This window comes from Desulfobacterales bacterium, from assembly GCA_030066985.1.
Classification (GTDB): Bacteria; Desulfobacterota; Desulfobacteria; order Desulfobacterales; family JAHEIW01; genus JAHEIW01.
In genome coordinates, this window is record JASJAN010000023.1 from 12,404 (window position 1) to 28,567 (window position 16,164).

13 protein-coding genes are annotated in these 16,164 nt (G+C 49.7%); 5 read left to right on the forward strand and 8 right to left on the reverse strand.

The genetic code is table 11. The features are described 5' to 3' along the window. Positions 1–84: 84 nt before the first annotated feature. Positions 85–1,299: a SpoIIE family protein phosphatase gene (locus QNJ26_12865; protein MDJ0986426.1), complete on the forward strand. Its 1,215-nt coding sequence runs from the start codon at positions 85–87 to the stop codon at positions 1,297–1,299. A 140-nt stretch (positions 1,300–1,439) separates the two neighbouring features. Here QNJ26_12865 and QNJ26_12870 read toward each other — a convergent pair whose 3' ends face one another. From QNJ26_12870 to QNJ26_12880, 3 genes are all read right to left on the reverse strand, one after another. Continuing rightward, entirely contained in the window at positions 1,440–1,742 is a 303-nt protein-coding gene (locus QNJ26_12870) for a hypothetical protein (protein MDJ0986427.1), read from the reverse strand. Positions 1,743–2,411: 669 nt separating this feature from the next. Next, positions 2,412–4,595: a catalase/peroxidase HPI gene (gene katG, locus QNJ26_12875; GenBank protein MDJ0986428.1), complete on the reverse strand. Its 2,184-nt coding sequence runs from the start codon at positions 4,593–4,595 to the stop codon at positions 2,412–2,414. A gap of 51 nt (positions 4,596–4,646) precedes the next feature. Next, positions 4,647–5,108, reverse strand: a complete 462-nt coding sequence (locus tag QNJ26_12880) for a transcriptional repressor (protein ID MDJ0986429.1) — start codon at positions 5,106–5,108, stop codon at positions 4,647–4,649. A 560-nt stretch (positions 5,109–5,668) separates the two neighbouring features. Between QNJ26_12880 and QNJ26_12885 the strand changes: the two genes are divergently transcribed. Next, entirely contained in the window at positions 5,669–7,867 is a 2,199-nt protein-coding gene (locus tag QNJ26_12885; protein MDJ0986430.1) for an MFS transporter, read from the forward strand. A 120-nt stretch (positions 7,868–7,987) separates the two neighbouring features. Then, on the forward strand, positions 7,988–10,132 hold the full coding sequence (locus QNJ26_12890; protein MDJ0986431.1) for a serine/threonine protein kinase: 2,145 nt from the start codon (positions 7,988–7,990) through the stop codon (positions 10,130–10,132). 134 nt (positions 10,133–10,266) lie between these two features. Here the strand turns inward: QNJ26_12890 and QNJ26_12895 are convergent, their stop codons facing one another. From QNJ26_12895 to QNJ26_12910, 4 genes are all read right to left on the reverse strand, one after another. Then, entirely contained in the window at positions 10,267–12,096 is a 1,830-nt protein-coding gene (locus QNJ26_12895) for a Na+:solute symporter (protein MDJ0986432.1), read from the reverse strand. A gap of 605 nt (positions 12,097–12,701) precedes the next feature. Next, on the reverse strand, positions 12,702–13,073 hold the full coding sequence (locus QNJ26_12900; protein MDJ0986433.1) for a hypothetical protein: 372 nt from the start codon (positions 13,071–13,073) through the stop codon (positions 12,702–12,704). Continuing rightward, the gene (locus tag QNJ26_12905; GenBank protein MDJ0986434.1) at positions 13,070–13,477 is read right to left on the reverse strand and encodes an OsmC family protein; all 408 of its coding nucleotides are present in this window, start codon (positions 13,475–13,477) and stop codon (positions 13,070–13,072) included. Before QNJ26_12905 ends, QNJ26_12900 begins: the two co-directional genes overlap by 4 nt. Before the next feature lie 62 nt (positions 13,478–13,539). Next, on the reverse strand, positions 13,540–14,289 hold the full coding sequence (locus QNJ26_12910; protein MDJ0986435.1) for a dienelactone hydrolase family protein: 750 nt from the start codon (positions 14,287–14,289) through the stop codon (positions 13,540–13,542). A 393-nt stretch (positions 14,290–14,682) separates the two neighbouring features. Between QNJ26_12910 and QNJ26_12915 the strand changes: the two genes are divergently transcribed. Then, on the forward strand, positions 14,683–15,054 hold the full coding sequence (locus QNJ26_12915) for a cupin domain-containing protein (GenBank protein MDJ0986436.1): 372 nt from the start codon (positions 14,683–14,685) through the stop codon (positions 15,052–15,054). Positions 15,055–15,124: 70 nt separating this feature from the next. Here the strand turns inward: QNJ26_12915 and QNJ26_12920 are convergent, their stop codons facing one another. Then, entirely contained in the window at positions 15,125–15,475 is a 351-nt protein-coding gene (locus QNJ26_12920) for a DUF5329 domain-containing protein (GenBank protein ID MDJ0986437.1), read from the reverse strand. Positions 15,476–15,707: 232 nt separating this feature from the next. Here QNJ26_12920 and QNJ26_12925 point away from each other — a divergent pair, with 232 nt between their 5' ends. Next, entirely contained in the window at positions 15,708–16,079 is a 372-nt protein-coding gene (locus QNJ26_12925) for a DUF2237 domain-containing protein (protein ID MDJ0986438.1), read from the forward strand. Positions 16,080–16,164: the final 85 nt, after the last annotated feature.

Here is a 16,164-nt window from a genome sequence, read left to right on the forward strand (position 1 = left end):
GGTTTGCTCGGGATCTACAGATCCTCAAATCAGCGCTTCCGGACGCACCGCGTTTCGGCGGCTGCAATTTTTTGCAGAGAAAATATGAAAAATAAAAAACCTGATAACCGTTCAAAAAATGAGGCGCTTAAATTCTCAGAGGCCTTAGCAAAAACGATTTTAAATTCCCTTTCTGCTAATATCGCCATTTTGGATAAAAACGGCGTCATCATTGAAACCAATGCGGCATGGCAAAATTATGCGACGGTTAATCAAATGAAAGGATCCAATGATTCCATTGGTGTGAACTATCTGGAGCTGTGCGATGCGACCACCGGCAAAGAGGCCAAGGATGCGCATAATGTCGCCACTGGAATTCGGTCCGTCATCAAAGGAGAAACAAAAGAATTTTTATACGATTATCCCTGTCATGGACCGGATGGGCGCCATTTTTATTATTTAAGGTGCATTCGAGTGGCTGAAAAGCAACCCATTCGGGTCGTCGTAAGCCATGAAGATATCACTGCCTTGATACTGGCTGAAGAAGCATTGCGGAAAAGAGAGCGAGAGCGGGATCGACTGCGCCAATCGCTGGAATTAGCCCGAGAGATTCAGCAAATACTTTTGCCAAAAGATAATCCTAAAATCGAAGGATTGGATGTCGCCGGCAAAAGTATATATTGTGATGAGACGGGGGGCGATTATTTTGATTTCGTTAAGTTTAAAGAAAAACACGGTCAAAAATTAGGCGTAGTAGTGGGAGATGTTGCCGGACACGGCATCTCATCAGCCTTGCTGATGGCAAGTGTCCGATCTGCGCTCCGCCAACGACTTGCTTTGCACGGGTCTATTTCGCAGATTATTACCGATGTAAACTACCAATTGGCTGGAGATCTTGCAGATTATGGCCAATTTGTCACCCTGTTTTATATGCTCGTAGATCCGGCAAAACAGACACTTGAATGGGTGCGTGCCGGACACGAGCCGGCTATCTTTTATGACCCGGTAACTGACGATTTTATTGAGCTTCAAGGCTCCGGTATGGCTTTAGGTGTGAACAAGAGCTTTAAATATGAGAAAAATCAGAAGGAAAACTTTTCAAGAGGAAGTATCGTCGTCATCGCTACTGATGGCGTTTGGGAGGCCAGGAATGAAAAAGGCCAGATGTTTGGTCGAGCAGCTGTTTACGATGTCATTCGAAATAGTTCCGACAAGAACGCTCATGAGATCATGGAGACGATGATCAGCACGATTAATGGATTTTTAAATGCATCCAATCCTGAAGACGATTTGACCCTTGTCGTTTTGAAGGCGCTTTAGATACAGCCTTTGAGCCACCGGAAAGGTGAATCTCTTCAAAGGTCTTTTAATTGTCATCACATTGTGTTTAGGTTCCTGAATTAAAACCATCACATTCGGGGGGCGGGGGAAAAGCAAGACACTTTTCCCCCGATCCAATTCTACCAAAGCGTTTCTCGGGAAGACATTTCCTGAAATTTACGATCGAGTTTGCTGCCGATCGTGCCGAAAAGCTCGTCGAGTTCGTTTTTTATTGGTGACCAGTCGGAAGGGCACTCTTTCTCAAGCTGCTCCACCCGCAACTGAGCGTTTACGACCTCTTGCTCGAGCTGCCCGATAAGCGGGAGAACTTTTTCCTTTTGTTCAGACCCGAATTCGTCTGCGGTCTTTTTCATTGACTCCAGCTTCTCTTTCCATGCCGTTACTTCTGCCTGCATCGCTTTGCAGTAATGCTCTACTTTCATTTGTCGCTCCTTTTATTAATTTAAGATTAGGGCAGCGCTCCGGTCTACCCGGGGCAATTTGCCATATATCGTTACCGGCTCTACGGAAAGCCCCAAAAAGCCGGGAAGCTTGAATTTAAGCAGATACCGATAATTCCGCGACGGTATTTTGCCTACATTTGCCGGACTCCACAGATAACGTATCCGGCGTTATTAGAGTTTGGCGCTCATCATAGAAAATTTGACCGACTACCAGAGAAATGTGGATACGATTCGGGTTCGTAACGCCACACTGTGCCCTACACCGATAATATTTTATATTTTCCGTGGAGGGCATCCAGGACTGCTATTCGCTATGATAAAACACTCAAGTTGGCAACTATAAGTGAGTCCGGTTTTTTTATCAATATAAAAATAATATAAATCGCTTTTTAAAATCTGCAACTCACAAATTGGCAGGACCGCCGTGATGGTTTGTCAGCCAACCCCGGGCCACAGCGAGCTGCAGCGTTGAGGTGCCCGGCAAAAAGTGGGCGAGCCACAGAAAACAGGCGGCGCTTCTATCTATTTTGAAACGCCGCCCTCATTAGATTTATAGGGCTTCCGTCGGGTATCAGGTCCGCCAATTTGTTTGGATTTATCGGCGGTTCAGCGTACCTGCACAAGCCCATGAAACGGTCTATGCTGCAATCAGGCAAGTTCAAAGCGGTCAAGGTTCATCACCTTGTCCCACGCCGCCACAAAGTCGTGCAGAAATTTCTCCTGGGAGTCCTCACATCCGTACACTTCCGCCAGGGCCCGGAGCTGGGAATTCGAGCCGAAGATCAGATCAACACGGGTGCCGGTCCACTTGGTTTCAGCTGTTGCGCGATCACGGCCCTCGAAAAGGTCTTCGTCTTCCGATGTTGCCTTCCACTCCGTGCTCATGCTGAGTAAGTTCACGAAAAAGTCATTGGTGAGGGTCTCGGGTCGCTTGGTGAAGACACCGTGCTGGGCCTGTTCGAAGTTGGTATTTAAGACGCGCATACCGCCAACGAGAACCGTCATCTCAGGAGCGGTCAGCGTCAGCAGTTGCGCCCGATCGATCAGCATATTCTCAGCCGGTACGGTGTATTTGGTTTTGAGGTAGTTGCGAAAACCATCTGCTTCCGGCTCCAAAACGGAAAAGGACTCAACATCGGTTTGCTCCTGCGACGCATCCATACGTCCCGGCGTGAAGGGAACGGTCACATCCTGACCGGCATTCTTCGCTGCCTGCTCAACACCGGCGCATCCGCCGAGAACGACAAGGTCGGCAAGCGACACCTTCTTTCCGCCCGACTGCGCGCTGTTGAAGTCCTTCTGGATTCCCTCAAGAGTTTCGAGTACTTCCGCCAATTGGGCCGGCTGGTTGACTTCCCAATCCTTTTGCGGCGCAAGACGAATGCGCGCGCCGTTGGCCCCGCCGCGCTTGTCGGAGCCGCGGAAGGTTGACGCCGACGCCCAGGCCGTCGATACCAGCTGGGAAACGGTCAGGCCTGCCGCCAGGATCTGGGCCTTTAGGGCGGTGATGTCCTGGGCGTCGATCAGCTCATGATCGACGGCGGGGATTGGATCCTGCCAAATAAGCTCTTCCACCGGGACCTCCGGACCAAGGTAGCGCACGCGGGGTCCCATGTCCCGGTGGGTCAGCTTGAACCATGCCCGGGCAAACGCGTCAGCGAACGCTTCCGGGTTTTTGTGGAAGCGCCGAGAAATCGGCTCGTAAATCGGGTCCATCCGCATCGCCATGTCGGCGGTGGTCATCATGGTCAAAACCCGCTTGGAGGAATCTTCCGCATCCGGCACGAGGTCTTTGTCGGCCACATCCTTTGGCTTCCACTGCTGGGCACCGGCGGGGCTCTTTGTCAATTCCCATTCGTAACCGAACAGCATGTCAAAATAGCCCATGTCCCACTTTATAGGGTTCGGCGTCCAGGCCCCTTCCAGGCCGCTGGTGATCGCATCACTACCTTTGCCGCTGCCGAAGCTGCTCTTCCAGCCGAGGCCCTGCTCTTCGATGCCGGCGCCCTCGGGCTCGGGACCGACAAGCGCGGCATCGCCGGCGCCGTGGCATTTACCGAAGGTATGCCCGCCGGCGGTGAGCGCAACGGTCTCCTCGTCGCCCATGGCCATGCGCCCGAAAGTTTCGCGGATGTCACGACCGGAGGCCACCGGATCCGGATTGCCGTTCGGGCCTTCCGGGTTCACGTAGATCAGGCCCATCTGCACGGCGGCCAACGGATTTTCCAGTTCGCGGTCACCGGAATAACGCTTGTCGCCAAGCCACTCGGCTTCCGAACCCCAGTAAATGTCTTCTTCCGGCTCCCACACGTCCTCGCGCCCGCCGCCGAAGCCGAAGGTCTTGAATCCCATCGACTCAAGGGCACAGTTACCGGCCAGGATCATCAGATCGGCCCAGGAGATCCTGTTGCCGTATTTTTGCTTTATCGGCCAGAGCAGCCGGCGCGCCTTGTCGAGGTTAGCGTTGTCCGGCCAGCTGTTCAGCGGCGCGAAGCGCTGGGTGCCGGACCCCGCTCCCCCGCGGCCGTCGGCGGTGCGGTAGGTACCAGCGCTGTGCCAAGCCATCCGGATAAACAGTCCTCCGTAGTGGCCGTAGTCGGCCGGCCACCATTCCTGCGAGTCAGTCATCAGCGCATAGAGGTCCTTTTTCAAGGCCTTAAGGTCAAGTTTCTTGAATTCCTCGGCGTAGTTGAAAGCCTTGCCCATCGGGTTGCTCAAGTCAGAATTCTGATGAAGAATCTTGAGGTTCAACTGGTTTGGCCACCAGTCCCTGTTTGACATACCACCACCGGCAGTGGATCCCGTTACCCGGCGCTTGTTATCTTCGTTCATAATGATACCTCCTTTTGGTTAGGAACGATTGTCAGCCAATGATTAAATGATTTATGCATCGCGCGATTGACAGTCTCGGCAGGTGCCGAAAAAATCAACCCTGTGATTTAGAATTTGAAAACCTGTTTCTTTGATGACTTCTTTGGTCAGGTCTTTGAGACTACCCAAATTCGGATCAATAACCTTATGACACTTTGTACAAATGACGTGGGGGTGAGGATAGGGCTTATGGCCGTCATAGCGATTGCTCCCATCTGGGAATCCAAGTTCCAACACCTCGTTGAGCTGTTTAAGAAGATTGACCGTCTTGTAGATGGTGGCGATGCTGGTTGTTGGAAATTCTGCCCTGACCGTTTCATAAATCCGTTCAACAGTCGGATGACCATCGCTAACTGCCAACACCTTCAAGACGGCCAGCCGCTGGGGTGTAAGACGGAATTCGTGTTCCTTCAGCTTCACAAGCATCTGATGGTAGCGTTGATCTGTGATAGCTGTATCAGCCCTCTTTTTCATTGTTCCATACCCGGAAGGTTTTTAATTATGGATAGCTATTATCCGTTAATAATGGTTCTCTTTTTATAAGTCAAGAGATAAGTGGCGGAATTCAGCCGCAACATGTCTCAAATAAGGTCACGTCGCTGTTTGCTTATATTAAAACCCAATAGACATCACGCGTATACTTGCTTCTTTTGTAATTAATCAAAAACCAATTCGCAGCGACTGTAAGCACCCCATATCCAAATTCAAAATCATCAAAACAGACCACCGATCCGGCCATTAAAAGCAAGCACTCTGCTCTATTGATCCGCACCCCATGCCGTTTTGCGGTCTGCGCTTTCAGGGCGCCGGTCGACATGGCAGTATCGTCTCTAGAATTGACGACTATTTGGTCTCTAATTGTTGACAGGTTATCATTGGCTGCCTTATTTTGTATCGTCTGATTGCATGTAATATGAAATAGATATGCATGTTGTGAGATATAGTTGCCTTTTATGTCGAACAAATTTGATGGGTCTATTCAATTCAAACAATAAACGCCAGATACTGGTCCGTTTAGAATTAAATCTAGCAGGATGGCAATAACACAATCGAGAGAGCGGTACAGCATCATTTTTGCCAGCGTGGCAGCATTAATGATGATCGGGCACCTTCAAGGCGGCAAGACGGTTCGGGACGCTTTGTTCCTCTCTTACTTTGACGTCGTCGACCTACCCAAGATGATGATTGCGACTGCGATTTTGTCTGCAGTTGCCGTTGTCAGTTTTTCCCGGGTGCTCGCCAGATACGGACCGGCCCGGCTGATGCCTCCCTTTTATATCCTCAGCGGTATGATATCTTTTGGAGAGTGGGTGGCCATGTCATTCTGGCCGCAATTTGTTACGGTTGCCCTGTATTTTCACATCACAGTGTTTGACGCCCTGCTGATCAGCGGTTTCTGGTCCATCATCAACGAACGCTACGACCCGTACAGTGCCAAAAATGTTATCAGCCGCATGGTCATTTTCACCGCCTTAGGCGGTCTTTTCGGTGCCGGCGCCGCCGCTGTCGTCGCTAAGACAGTTGACATCCGTGCCGTAATCGCGATGCTGGCGATCTTGCATGTTGTCACAGGGCTGGCCCTTTTTGAGGTTACCCGCGGCCAGACCCCCAGCAATGAGCAGCGGACCTCCCCTCAGGGTCTGATATCCGTTTTGAAAAAGAATTCTCTGATCCAACGCATGGCGCTGCTCATGTTGATGCTGGCCGTCACCATAACGATGCTGGACTATCTGTTCAAGGCCACGCTCCAGGCCTCCATGCCCAAGGAACAACTGGTCACCTTCTTCGCCTACTTCTATATCGCCATCGATATCGGCTCTTTTTTGCTTCAAACCTTCGTCAGCCGCAGAGCACTGCAATGGCTCGGATTCGGTGGCACCATCGTGGTGCTGCCGCTGAGCATTATTTTGGGCGGGTTGATCACGTGCGTCTTTCGATCGCTAACATCGGTTACGCTACTGCGTGGCGCTGCCAATCTGATAACCAATTCCTTTTTCGGACCCGGATACGAGCTTTTTTTCACACCCATTTCAACCGCTGACAAACGCACCAGCAAGATTCTGCTCGATGTCGGCGCCAACCGCTCAGGCAACATGTTGGGGGGTCTGTTGATCATGGGCCTTTTGATGATTCCCGGATCCACCGGCACCTATATTTTGTTAACCGTCATGGTTTTTGCAGGTATGATGTCGCTGTTAATTTATCTGCTCAACCGAGGATACATCTCCCAGCTTGCGCACAACCTGCTGAACAGAAAACTGAAAGTCGATGAGGCCAACCATAAAGAAAAGGCTCCGGAAACTGATTTGGTATACAGCCGGGTGCGACTCGAGCCGGCTGGTTCGATGCAGCAAATATCACCCTACCGTAGCAGGGACAATTTGTCAGAGGACCAACCTGCTCAGCAGCAAAAAACCATTTCAGCACACAAATCCACGCCGTCGGGTACCCGTACCCATGATGCTGCTCAACTGGAAACCATACAGGATTTGCTCAGCCAGGATGAAAACCGCATCCGGCGTGCGCTGGTCAATAAGAAAATGACACCCGCCCTGTTGCCGCATATTCTGCCGCTGTTGCGTAGTCAAGGCGTGTTGAAGGAAGCCCTGAATGCCATTAAACCGCTGGCATCTCTGGCCTCCGGACAATTGGTTGACGCCCTGCTGGATCACCATCAACACCCCCTAATCCGGCGCCGCATCCCTCTTCTGCTGGGACAGGCCGACAACGAACGCGCGGTGCAAGGGTTAACATTAGGTCTTCAGGACAAGGAACCGGATGTCCGCTTCCGCTGTGCGGAAGCACTGGCCCACATCAAAAGCAGTCACTCTGAGCTGGCCGTTGATACCGACACTGTTTGGAACTGCGTCTACCGCGAAATTGCCTTTTTCAGCGGCTCGGATTTCAAGCCAATCCGGGGGGTGGAACCGCTGCGTCACTTGTTTAACCTCTTTGGTGTTATTTTCGGCACTGATATAATGGATATTTGCTATGAATCACTGCAGGTGCAAGATGCAACCATCCGCGGTACAGCTTTGGAATATCTGGAAAACCAGCTGCCGCAAAACGTGCGGACACCGCTATGGCCACTGATTGAATCCGGTCATATTGAAACGAAATCGGTACGCTCCTCGCAAGAAATCATGCAAGATCTGCTGCGAGCGCTGGACTCGGCCAAAAACAGGGACGATATTCTCGAACTCAGCGTCAAAGATCTTGAGAGGCAGGATTGATTGTCTATTGAGGCTTGAATTCAAGCGTTAACGCAAACCGAATTTTTAAGCAGCAGGTGGTTTTGAAATGTGCATTGTATCATTTGAAACAACAAAAACGCTACAAAAGCAGGCAAATCAATGAAAACGCTCCGTGGAAATACTTCGCTGGACAAAAAGCTCACCGGGCAATATCGTCGACTATTCCGCAACCTGGGGCTTTTGATGCTGACGATCGTAGCGCTGGCCACCGCGGCAGTCGCCTATTTCGACAAAAGACAGGTCGAAGATCTTTCGCGTGAGTTAATCGCCAGCACTGCAGCGACTGTTGTGGCGCAATTGACAGCCTTTTTTCAAACCGAAGACAACAACCTGCGGACCGCCGTGGAGCAGCTAAAAATGGCCCAACTCCAAGGAGATCTGGTGATCAAAGATCTTTTTTTCCTTTTATCTCCCTTTATAAATCCGCATCAAAATGCCAGCGGCATTCTCCTGACAGAACTCAACGCCGATAACGATTATTATGGCATACTCAATACAAATCCAGGTCAATCTGAATTTCAGGTCCGCACCCATTTCGCCCAGGAGTGGGGCCGAGGCAAAGCGCGGCTCGAACGCTGGAAAGCTGGTCAAATGCTGGAGAGCTGGTTTCGAAAAGATGATTTTGATATCAGTTCCCGCCCCTGGTATGCAAAAGCCCTGGAAGCGGCAGAAAATGAGATCGTCGCAACCGACCCCTATTCATTTTATACCACAGACAAACAAGGCATCACCCTATCAACACGCTGGCGCAAACAGGCAGCGGACCGCCAATTCATTTTGGCAATTGATATCCTGCTTTCCGATATCACCCGAATCACCCAGGCGATGCGACCCACCGACAACGGCGTGGTCTTTGTGCTGACCCATGATCTTCGATTAGTGGGGCTTCCGGCAGATGCGCGGCTTGAAGATCAAAGCCCCGTTGAAACGAACCTGCTAAAACCGTATCAGCAAGTGGACATGCCTGTGCTTCAGGCTGGTGTATCCGAGTGGGAACGTCACGGGCGCATCCGCAAGGCATTTTCGTTTGAGTTTGATGGGCGCTATTGGTGGGCCGGTTTTGAATGGATCGAAGATCACCCCCAACATGCCGGTTTTTGGGCCGGCATTCTGGTTCCCGAGTCCGATTTTCTGGGCGCCCTGTCTGTGCAGCGCAACATTTCACTGGCAGCGATTGCCGGGATTGGCCTTGTGCTCGGTTTGATTTTAATCGTCAGTGCCGTGCACAAAATTCGCCACGAGGTCCGGGAAGCGGTCGCTCACATCGGACAGAAATTGGGGCCTTTTGAATTGCTTTACAAAATCGGCGATGGCGGTAACGGCACCGTCTATCGTGCCAATCATGCCCTGCTCAAACGACCCACGGCAGTCAAGGTGATGCTGCCGCAATTTGCCAGCAGTGAATCCGCCAAACAACGTTTTATCAGAGAAGTGCAGTTGACCAGCCGTCTGACCCATCCCAACACGATTGCCATTTATGATTTCGGCCAAACGCCCGAGGGAACACTTTACTACGCCATGGAGCACCTCAACGGCGTCACCTTAGAGGATCTGGTGCGCATTTCAGGCCCTCAACCCCCGGCGCGAGTGTTGCATATCCTTCATCAAGTCTGCGCTTCTCTGAGCGAAGCCCACGACCAGGGACTGATCCATCGCGACGTTAAACCGGCCAATATGATGCTGTGTGAACGCGGTGGACTGTACGATGTGGTTAAAGTTCTCGATTTTGGCTTGGTCAGAGAAATCCAAGAAGATCAACTGCAGCAACCGGACGAGGACAACGCGGTTGTGGGCACGCCGTTTTACCTGGCGCCTGAGCTGATCAACGATGCTTCGGTTTTCAGCCCGCTAAGTGACCTGTATGCGCTGGGCGGCGTTGCCTACTATTTGCTCACCGGGCACAATGTGTTTGAAGGGGCCAGTGCCATGGAGATATGCGAAATGCATTTGCACAATGAGCCGCTGCCGCCCTCCCGGCGCGTCACCCGTTCGATTCCCGCCGATCTCGAGGCCAGCGTGATGCAGTGTCTGGCCAAAGAACCGGCCGACCGGCCGCAGAGCGCCGGCGCTATGTCCGCAATGCTTGCTCGATGTGAAGACTTTAGCGCCTGGACAGACCAACAGGCCCAGAAATGGTGGGCGGCCAATCGCAGTACGTTGCCGGTGGAAGAGCACGAGGACACCCATTCGCCTTTGTCAGACACTCAAATGTTGATCCAATCCGATACCCGAACCGGATCTTAACCTTTCACCGCTGTGCCTTTACAGCTCCTTTCGCTAAACCCTTATCCTTTGGGGTTATGTGTTTGCCGGCAATGAACACATGACAAGGCCAGATTGTCTCTTGGTCACCATATCCGACTGAGCCGATATGCCGTTTAGGGCAGGATCCAGCGCTTTTTTAGCTGATCGAGCCCGAACACAGCAAGGTAGATCAGCAATCCGCCGCAACAGATCCGTAATAAAGCGAATAGAATTTCACCCCTAAATATGAATTGATGTAATCCGGCCAGAGCTAGTATTAGCCCAATACACAGACACAACCATTTAATGAGATTGAAGGAGATTTCTTTTAAACTCTGTTTAATTGACCTGTCCGGCCAAAATCCAATGGGTTGCACTTTTGCGATAAATTGGTTGATGGTTGCTGCCGGTGTCGCTCTACCCCAGAGCACACCCATCAACACACCTAATAGACTGGACAATGAAGTTAAAATTAAGCGAAACTCATAGCTGATATCCGTAAAAAAGGCAAAAAAACCGCCGGCCAAAATGCCTGCCGCAATCGCCAACAATTCGGCATCAGCATTAATACGCCACCAAAACCAGCGCAATAACGTTGGCGTGCCGAATGCCGCACCGACGGTGGCGACTGCTCTCCAACCGCTCTCAATGCTTCCTATATAGGTGCTGATGACCAATGCGATCAGCAGAAACAGCACGACCGCTATTCTGGCAATTAAAATTTGAACTTTGTCGGAAGCCCCGGGGAATATTTTCAACAGCCAATCATTGATAATGTAGGATGCGCCCCAATTGATGTGCGTGTCGACCGTACTCATAAAGGCAGCCAACAGGCTTGCCAAAACCAGCCCCAAAACGCCCGGGGGCAGCAGAAGTGTCATCAGCACCGGATACGCCCCCTCCCGGTCATTTAAAACAACTGTTGTATTATCAATCGTATACACATCCTGCCCCAGGGGTAAAACAATCAGTGCCGCGAGGCCCACCACAAACCAGGGCCAGATTCTTATCAGATATTGAAATATTAAAAACAGCAGTGAGGCTTTTTTGGCGTCGGCCGCATTGCGGGTCGTTGCCAGCCTTTGCATCATGTAACCGCCACCGTCGGCATCGATTCCGGAAAATGATTGCGCGAACAGGTAAACCGCAAACAGCACCGATCCGATTTCCAGAGCACTCATCCAGCCGGCCTGTGTCGGAAACAGCTCGAGAAATTGATGTTGGCTGCCATATAGGTTTTTCAAGCCATCAGATAAACCGCGCTGGCCGCCGATATAAATCCAGGCATTGACGGCCAGCCACACACCTCCGGCGAGACTCAAAATGAATTGGATAAAGTCAGTGATAATAACGGCACGAATGCCACCCATAGATGAATATATGGCGATTATTAAAAGCATTAAAACCAGCGTAATGGCTTCGTTGGGTGACCCTAAGCTGCCACTGGCGGGAATCAGCTTACTGGCAAAGTCATACAATTCAGGAAACCATTTATTCCAGCTAAAAAACACGTTTGATATTTTTAACACCGCAGTGAAAATCCAGGCGAGGATGATACAATTCAGCAAGATGCCGCTGACACCGGCTCTGAGCAGCCGAAGCGCTTCGGTTCTTCTGCCCGAGTACCGTATGGCGATAAACTGGGCGTCCGTTAACACGCCGGTCTTGCGCCATGCTGCGGCAAAAAAGATGATCACCGCCGAGTGAATACCCATCCACGGAAGCCAGAGCCAGTTGCCGGATAAACCTTTGCTGGCGATAATGCCGCTTATGGCAAGGGGGGTGTCGGCCGCAAAATTAGTGGCAACAATTGAGATGCCTGCCAGCCACCAGGGCATATTTCTGCCGCCTAAAAAATACTCTTCTTTGTTTTTGCCTGATACTTTTCGAAGCAAAAATCCGATAAGCAGGACCAAAATGAAATAGGTAATGATTACCCCAAAGTCGATTGGCTTCATTCCCATGGTTAAATTAGGCTCACTCTCGTTCGGATGGATATATTGTTAAAATCTGTCAATAGCTATACAATCAATTGCTGCCATCAGCTCGTGCTGTTGATCAGTCCGCACTCTTAATAACATGACGCCCATATAAAATTAGCCCATAAATTTGGCACTATTTCAGAATTATCAAATAATTAATGCGATAATCCATTTGGACATGTGAAGCAGATTTTTCCTGCGCACTCGATAAGAACGCCGATGAGCAGGATAGTCGACTTTGCCTGTCTGTGACAAAAGCGGCAAAACCTCAACAGGCTGGCGCTGCTCGCATCCTGCCTTAAGGAGGCCAGCGGCATGTAATTGAGTATCCGGGATCAGTATGTACAGACTTAAAAGAAGCTATGGTTAAGTGGAGAAATGGAAACATTACAAGAGTCGATCAAGATTGAGTGACCGATAAATCACACTTATCAACATGGCCAATCACCTCATGCATCCAAATATAAACCTTGGTTTTTTCAGGTTCAGAAGGTCCCGAAGCAAAAGTGGACGGATTTGGTTGTCAAGTGAGCGCTATGTTGGGATTGCTCGGTTGTTTAGTGATCCAGTAAGTCTGAGGATTTCCATCAAACCACCACATATAGGAGGAAACTGCCGAAACAAATTGCCAGCAGACCACCGATGCGGCCAAAGGAAGGTGCAAGGCCAAGCGCCCAGGACATTAAACGCTTAAAATTAGCACGGCCCATCATTCCCAAAACAGCTGCGGCGATAATCGAAATATATCCCAGGACTAAAATCGCGGTTGGAAACCTTGTTTGTGAAGCATACAGAATTAATGCGACACCGATGATGACTCTGACAACGACCGCCAGGATATGCAGACCTATTGATTCCAATTTTCTGCGCAGCAGCCCAAATATCTTCTCAGGATTGATCACAATGATGAAGCCGGCAACAATCGTTGCGATGCCAAATAGTATGATGAGATATTTCATGCCAGTTCTATCTTGAGATCAACCGCATTTTTTAGGGTGTTGGCCACGATACAGCCGCGTTCAGCTATGGTCACCAGTTTTTGCATGGCTTCTTTATCGCTATATTGGGCTGCTATTGTCATTTCAACGGCTGAAAAACTTGGCGGTGCGGCGTCCAGGGTACCCGTGATCGTTAATTTGACATCGCTCATGTCAGATTCCCGGCTTTTGGCCGCGGCCAGAAGATTGCTCATAAAACATCCGCCTAGCGCCATCAAAAGATTCTCGCCGCCCATGGCTCCCCGATTTTCACCGCCTTTGGCTTCAGGCCGATCCATCACAACCGTATGTTCTCTGGCCCTGCCTTCAGATGCAGTGGGGCCGACCTGGTCGACGCTGACATTTACCTTTACAACTTCACCCATTTTATCTCCCCCTTTTGTTCGGAGTTGGTTTGCCTAAATAGTTTAAGGCGTGTGCGCGGAAATTAATTTCCATTTTTCAGCGTGGCTGCAAGGAACTTCGTAAAGCGCTCCCAGGATTTTTTATCCGCTGCCTCTTGATATCGGTCACTCCCAAAAACCGTAAACGCATGTCGCGCACCGCCATAGGTGATCATTTCGTGGGCAACACCGGCCGATTCCAGCTCTTTAGCCAGATTGGCAAATTGGTCCATGGTGATGAGCTTATCTGCAGTACCATGCATAATCAATATCTTTCCCCGGGCCTGGGTGTAATTTTGCCCTGGCGGTGTTTGTAAACCGCCATGAAAAGCGGCAAAGCCCTTTAGATTTGCGCCGGATCGCGCCAGTTCCAATACCGCCGCGCCACCGAAACAATAGCCAAAAGCAGCGCCATTGTCGATGTTCGCCCCTTTTTTCTTTGCTGTATCCAGAGCACCCTGCATCAGAGCCCGCATTTTTGCTCTGTCTTGATACAGCTCACCCGTATGCTGCCGCTTGTCTTTGACTTCGGTGGGTCGCACGCCGGCACCAAACAAATCCAGAGCAAAAACAGCATAGCCCAGATCTGCCAGCATATGGGCTCTTTTGATTTCATAGTCCGTCAAGCCATCCCAGTCGTGAATGAGCAGAACAAACGGGGCCTGTTTCGAGGGGCTGATGTAATAGCCCTCGTAGGGTTGACCATTGATCTGATACGTCACCGGAGCGCCGGAGGCACCCAGCGCAGCAGTAGAGAAAAGTAAAAGAAGGATTGATAAGATAAGGTAGCGCATTTTGAATTCTCCTTAATAGACCAACTGTTCATTCAATTACCAGTCAGCGATATTTAAAAATTTTTGGTTTTCGTTAAACATATCCTATTGTTTCCAAATTAATGCACTCAGAGCATCAAGTCCAGCGATCCCAAACGGTTTTTTACGATCATAACCGCAAAGACTTTATGGGTAAATGTGGCTTCTAAAATCTGCTCAAAATTACTGGTTTCAATCAGCCCAATGAATTAAATGAGATCGCATAAGCTGAAAATCAACTTAGTTTGCAGGGGCGGTCGTCCTGTCGGGGACCGCCTTTTTTTGTGGTTTTATTTGCACATCAAGAAAGCGGTCTTAACATACAACGTTCTTGGTCACCGATGAAATAAACTTGTAAATTAGGAGGAAACTTAAATGTTTGGATTTGTTATTAATATCGAAAAAGCGACGTTGGAGAATAAAAACTTTCGCAAGGTACTGCACACCGCTCAGAACAGCCAACTGGTGGTGATGAATCTGCTGCCCGGCGAAGACATTGGAGCGGAGGTTCATGATCTCGATCAATTCATTCGCTTTGAATCCGGTCGGGGCAAAGTTATTCTGGATGGAAAAGAATACGAGGTTGAGGATGACTGGGCAGTTGTAATTCCTGCCGGTGTGGAGCATAATGTGATCAACACCTCTGACAACGAGGCGATGAAGCTGTATTCCATTTACTCACCACCGGAGCATCCGGAGGGAACCGTTCATCCTACCAAAGCAGATGATACAGGCCATGATCATTAAGGTTTTAAATCGGGGCGCCTAATTAGACTCTAGCCTATATCAATGGCGTCCCGATCTCTATCTGCCATGCTTATTTATTTCTGAAGCGCTTTAACTCCTCTGAGAACCAATCTTTGCTTTCGACCACATCTTTATCCGAGCAGCTTATTTGGTAGGACATACCACTCAACATACTCTTTGAGGCACAGTAATCGATGAAATCTTCGGTGGTTTTAATTTTGGCCTTGAAATGATCATATTTTTTTAAGATATGCTCGATTGCTTCTTCAGCACTATGTGCCTTGCCATTTCTGATAAAGGCACAGTTAGAATTCTGAATCCTATTTATCAGATACTCAATTTCTGCTTGCATGTTTGTAGCGCTGGCCATAATCGGCCATGCAAGCAATATGAGCACCAAAGTAGTGAACATTTTTTTCATTTACGTCTACCTAGAAAGGAAATGAGGTTTAGCGTTTCCAGTTAGACCACCAATCGCAATAAATATCAAATGCAATATTTCCACGGATGCATTCCGAATTTCAGGCGTCAAATTATCCGATTGGTTGGCTTTAATTGCGTTACTGCAACAGCTGCATCCTGATTAACTCTTTCGCTCTTTTATTTGTCGACGGCTGTATTATATTACACCTAAATTTTAATTGGAGGCGAATATGAGTGACGATAAAAACGTGCTGGGCCAAAAGCTTCAGTTGTGCTCTGTTGACCCGATAACGGGCTACTTGCGCACGGGCACTTGCGAGACAGGGCCCCAGGATTCAGGATCGCATGTCGTCTGCGCGCAGGTGACAGATCGTTTTTTGGAGTATACAAAATCAAGAGGCAATGATCTGAGCAGCCCCATCCCTGGATCCAGCTTTCCTGGTCTGAAACCGGGGGACCGCTGGTGTTTGTGTGCGCTGCGCTGGAAAGAAGCCTTGGAAGCTGGCGTTGCGCCACCGGTGATCATGGAGGCAACCCATGAAGCAGTGCTGCGCCATGTATCGCTCGAAGATTTAAAACACCATGCTTTGATTGAAAATTAAGCTTACCGCAAACAAGCCGTCTGGGGAAACGGGCACTGAGCATTACGCATTGATATAAGCAAAGCATGTATATGGTCTTATTTTG